The sequence below is a fragment of the Limimaricola sp. G21655-S1 genome, from assembly GCF_027213785.1.
In the GTDB taxonomy this organism is placed as follows: domain Bacteria; phylum Pseudomonadota; class Alphaproteobacteria; order Rhodobacterales; family Rhodobacteraceae; genus Limimaricola.
In genome coordinates, this window is record NZ_JAPWGO010000415.1 from 1 (window position 1) to 248 (window position 248).

Consider the following 248-nt stretch of genomic DNA (forward strand, 5'->3'; position numbering starts at 1 on the left):
GTTGTATTTCTTGCACAGATGCAATCACGGCTGCCCAACGCTGCGCCGAGGTAGCAAACAGCCGCGCCCCCAGATAGCGGCGACGCGAGCGCCGGTAGGGCGGCACACGCACCACGCCCAGGCCGTACACCTCGCCCAACTCCCCCGCCACCTCGCGGCAGGTACCGGTCATGCCCGACAACACCAGATAGCGGCGAAAGAACAGCTGGTAGCTGATCTTGCCCAGCGTCTCGCGCTCATCCCCCGGC

Annotated in this window: 1 pseudogene; it reads right to left on the minus strand. The window is 66.1% G+C overall.

Features of this window, described 5'->3' with window-relative positions:
* Positions 1 to 248 (minus strand): annotated as a pseudogene (locus tag O4G76_RS21290) (translocase); the annotation flags it as partial.